The sequence below is a fragment of the Candidatus Rhabdochlamydia sp. W815 genome, from assembly GCF_018642185.1.
In the GTDB taxonomy this organism is placed as follows: Bacteria; Chlamydiota; Chlamydiia; order Chlamydiales; family Rhabdochlamydiaceae; genus Rhabdochlamydia; species Rhabdochlamydia oedothoracis.
Map to the genome: position 1 here is coordinate 1 of NZ_JAAVTY010000116.1, position 4,313 is coordinate 4,313.

Sequence of the window (4,313 nt, forward strand, 5' to 3'; positions counted from 1 at the left end):
TTTTAGATACGACTTCCAAGGATATAGAAAGGGTGGAAACTTTACTAAATAACAGACCTAGAAAGGCTCTCAACTTCGAAACTCCACTAGAAGTGTTTACGAGATTATCTACAAACATGCTATGCTCGGGTGCACAATAGATGTTTTTTCAAGTATTTATATGTTCTTTTTTGTGCACTTCAAGGTTGAAAGGGCCACTTTAAAAGGATCAAGCTATGGCAAACTATAAAACTCATACTGGATTCAATCTTTTCTTCATGCTACCTGCTTTAGTGGGTTTTGGTTATTATTTCTTTCAGCCCTCAGAGAAAGCTTTGATTATTTTTACGGCAACCTTTACCTATGCCACTTTGTTCATGAATCCAGATTTAGACCTTGTTCACAAAATAAAACTATTTTCCCTGCGTGGATTTATCACATTGCCTTTTCGTGGTTACTCCAAAATATTTAAACATAGAGGCATTTCCCATTCCTTTTTATTAGGTTCTTTTACGCGTATTATTTGGCTTAGCTCCATTCTATTTCTACTTAGTTTTATCTTTTCTTTTTCAGAGAATATCTTTTCTTTTTACAAACATTTTAAAACATACTTTATCTACGCCTTAATAGGAATTTGCTTAGCCGATTGGAGTCACCTACTTTTAGATGTAAGAAAAACAAAATAATTTTTTAAAAAAAATCAATAAAAATTTGAATTTCAAAAAAACAATCCTTTCTATCCCAGGAATTGTTTTTAGGGTTTTAATTGAAGATAATTAGTTGAACTCATATACTCAACGGATGCAAGAAAAAGCAATCTGAACTATTAGTTAAAAAGTCAAAAATGGAGCTTATGATCCTTTTGACGCCGTTTTCTTTCACATATTTTCTATAGATTATAAGGAATTCAAATGAGCTATCTTAAAGATTTCCAAACTCATATCGCTAAACACAACTATTCTGGAGTACTCAAGTTGTGGGAGGAGTATTGCGCCGGGGATGAGTTGGATATAGAAGAACTCAAAGCAATTTTACAAAGTATCAAATACTCTGAAATGGCCGATTCTTTTGGTCTACATGTACAAGAAATTCTGCCCTTGTGGCGAGTTACCCCACAGAGTCCTGGTTCTGAAGAAATATTCAAGCTTATCATTGATTTACAGACAATGAATGATGATGCCTTGGCTCAGATGACCTTAGATTTCTTGAAAGCTAAATACCCAAATGATCCTCTTTTTAACGAAAAAATTCGTTTAATAGGGCTACGCAATCGAGAAAAGTTCCAAGGCGCAGTTAGCAACTTTGAGCTGCTCTCTCATATGAAAATTGGAAATTATGTCTTTCATACAGGAGGATGGGGTGTTGGAGAAATTGTAGATTTTTCTTTTGTTCTCGAACAAGTGAGCATCGAGTTTGATTATGTTCCCGGAAGGAAAGATCTTTCCTTTGTAACAGCCTTCAAAGTTTTAATACCTATTCCTCCTGATCATTTTTTAGCTTTGCGGTTCGGAAACCCTGATTTGCTCGAAAAAAAAGCCAGAAAAGATCCAGTTGGTGTAATTCATATGTTATTAAAGGATTTAGGCCCTAAAACAACCGCAGAAATTAAAGATGAACTATGTGATCTCATCATTCCTGCTAAAGAATGGACAAGATGGTGGCAAGCAACTAGATCCAAGCTAAAAAAAGATACCTTTATTGAAATCCCTGAAGATATTAAAAATAGTTTTAAATTGAGACAAACGGAAATAAGTCATGAGCAAAAGCTCAGTGACGTATTACAAAGTAAGCCTAATGCAGACACTCTTATTGAAATGGTCTATGGATTTTTAAAAGATTTTCCAGAAACACTGAAGAATGAAGAGTTCAAAACAACCCTGAAGACCAAGCTCTCTGAAGCTCTTTTGCTTACTGACATCACTCCTGCTCAAAGCCTACAAATTCATTTCTTTTTGCAGGATTTAAAAGAAGAAAAAGAATCTGAAAATATAAAAGAAATTTTTAAAAACTGTTCCTCTATTTTTAAACTAATCGATGAGATCAAAATCATTAGTTTTAAAAAACGTTGCTTAAACCATCTACAACAAAACTCTGAAGAATGGCCACAGATTTTTTTAGATTTGCTTTTTTATATCGACATTTCTCCATTAAGAGATTATATCCTTTCTGCTTTACTCGTAGCTAAAGCCTCAGATGGCCTCATTAAGAAATTAGAACAACTATACATACATCCAGCTAAATACCCATCTGCTTTTATTTGGTACTTTCAAAAAGTCATTAGCCAAAAAACACTTCCCCTTTGTGATAAACAGGGCCGAACAAGATTTTTTGAAGGGCTTTTAGTTTTACTTAGCAGGATTGAACATCAACCTCTACAAAGAGACCTTGTTAAAAAGATTCATAATCTCCTATCAGCTGGTCGTTTTGCTATAGTGAGACAGATCATGCAAGAATCCAGCATTGAAGATGTAAAAGAATTTCTTCTTCTTGTTACAAAATGTCACTCTTTGAGCGATCACGATCAAAAAATCTTTGTCTCGCTTGCAGAAGTGGCATACCCTCAATTGGCTAAACTTCATAAAAAAGAGGTTCAAGAAGACCTTACTATTTGGACAACCCAAGAAGGATACCAAAAATTGCAGCAAAGAATTCAACAAATAGCCACAGTAGAAACCGTAGAAAATGCTAAAGAAATTGAAATTGCAAGAGCTCATGGAGACCTAAGAGAAAATGCAGAATTCAAAGCTGCCTTAGAGCGTAGAGACAGACTACAATCAGAACTAAAAACCCTATCTGATCAAATGCATCGCGCGCGTGTTTTGTCAAAAGAGGATATCTCTACTCAAGAAGTAGGAGTAGGATCTATTATTGATTGCAAAAATACTCACGGAGAAACAATAAACTACACAATTCTAGGACCTTGGGATGCTGATCCAGAAAAAAATATTCTTTCCTTTCAATCAAAGTTGGCTTCAACGATTAATGGTTTATCAGTAGGAGAGTCCTTTCGGTTTCAAGAAGAAACTTTTACCATAGAAGCAATCCACAGCTATCTTTAAAATTTTGAAAAGGAACTTTGCATCCAATGTCTCTGATTTGTTATATCTTTATTAAAACAAGAGAATAGCTTTATGCGTTTGATTATTGCCAGTAAGAATGTACATAAAATCAGAGAGTTTCGTGCTATACTTAAATTATTTCCTAAATTGGATCTATTAAGCTTAATCGATTTTCCCTCTTATACCCCTCAAGAAGAAATAGGAATAAGTTTTATAGAAAACTCCACTGCTAAAGCTATACATGCGGCTATTCAATTGGATGCGTGGGTAATTGCTGATGATTCAGGACTTGTTGTACCCGCTTTAAATGGAGAGCCCGGTATTTTTTCCCATCGTTACGCAGGGGATAATGCAACCGATAGACAAAATAGGCAAAAGCTGCTTAAATCTATGCAGCATTTGCAAGATCCCTTGCGCCATGCCTATTTTGAATGTGTAATCTCTCTAGCTTCTCCTGAGGGTTTAAAAAAGGCCGCTACAGGAAAAGTAGAGGGGGTTATTTTAGAAAAAGAAAAAGGCAGTTTAGGTTTTGGTTATGATTCTATTTTCCTAAAACACGAATATAGAAAAACCTTTGCTCAACTAGAAGAAGCTACTAAAAATAAAATCTCCCATCGCAGAAAAGCATTAGATAAACTTTTTCCTCTATTAGCATCTCTTATTTAATGCGCTACTTTGTAGATGGTTACAATCTGCTTTTTTATTTAACAAAAAAACGTACTCCCCTGCGCCAATACCGTCATGAACTCATCTCCTATTTCGCAAACTCTATCTCTTCTTTTTTAGATATTGTCTTAGTCTTTGATGGCAGTGATCCTCATGAAAAACACTCTACAAAACATCATATAAGCCAATTAGAGATCATCTATACCCCTTTAAGCATAACAGCTGACTTCTATATCTTCGAAGAGATTCAATTACACAAAAAACCAGCACACACAACAGTTGTATCCAATGATCAAGAGTTGATTAAACGCTGCAGAGCATTAAGAGCAAAAACCCTTTCTTTAACAGATTTTCTCTCTTATGTTGCTAAAAAAAACGAAAAGCAAAAAAGATCCATAGAAACTTCTGTCCAAGAAACTCCACAGGAAATTTCCCGTCTGTTAAAAATCTTTGAAAAGAAATTAAAAGAACCGTGAAAACCCTGTAAATCTCTTCAAGTCCTATTGCTTTTTTTAAGAGCCTGTTTAAAATCTTTTCAAAAGTAGAGCAATAAAAGCGAGAACCTCCATATTCAGGCTTGTATGTAGTTTTCTTTCGCAATTTTTCCAT

Annotated in this window: 4 protein-coding genes; all 4 read left to right on the plus strand. The window is 34.7% G+C overall.

Annotation, left to right across the window (positions count from 1 at the left end; translation table 11 throughout):
• Positions 1-215 precede the first annotated feature (215 nt).
• Entirely contained in the window at positions 216-665 is a 450-nt protein-coding gene (locus RHOW815_RS07035) for a DUF2227 family putative metal-binding protein (protein WP_215217609.1), read from the plus strand.
• A 225-nt stretch (positions 666-890) separates the two neighbouring features.
• Positions 891-3,038: a GreA/GreB family elongation factor gene (locus RHOW815_RS07040; RefSeq protein ID WP_215217610.1), complete on the plus strand. Its 2,148-nt coding sequence runs from the start codon at positions 891-893 to the stop codon at positions 3,036-3,038.
• Between the two features lie 72 nt (positions 3,039-3,110).
• The gene (gene rdgB, locus RHOW815_RS07045) at positions 3,111-3,704 is read left to right on the plus strand and encodes an RdgB/HAM1 family non-canonical purine NTP pyrophosphatase (RefSeq protein ID WP_215217611.1); all 594 of its coding nucleotides are present in this window, start codon (positions 3,111-3,113) and stop codon (positions 3,702-3,704) included.
• Positions 3,704-4,180 (plus strand): NYN domain-containing protein, encoded by a 477-nt coding sequence (locus RHOW815_RS07050; RefSeq protein WP_215217612.1) that lies wholly within the window; start codon positions 3,704-3,706, stop codon positions 4,178-4,180. The genes rdgB and RHOW815_RS07050 overlap by 1 nt, the downstream gene beginning before the upstream one ends.
• Positions 4,181-4,313 lie beyond the last annotated feature (133 nt).

Excerpts from the sequence above, each read along its gene's own strand:
- RHOW815_RS07040 (WP_215217610.1), top strand. The coding sequence starts at position 891 with ATGAGCTATCTTAAAGATTTCCAAACTCATATCGCTAAACACAACTAT.
- RHOW815_RS07050 (WP_215217612.1), top strand. The coding sequence starts at position 3,704 with ATGCGCTACTTTGTAGATGGTTACAATCTGCTTTTTTATTTAACAAAA.
- RHOW815_RS07035 (WP_215217609.1), top strand. The coding sequence starts at position 216 with ATGGCAAACTATAAAACTCATACTGGATTCAATCTTTTCTTCATGCTA.
- rdgB (WP_215217611.1), top strand. The coding sequence starts at position 3,111 with ATGCGTTTGATTATTGCCAGTAAGAATGTACATAAAATCAGAGAGTTT.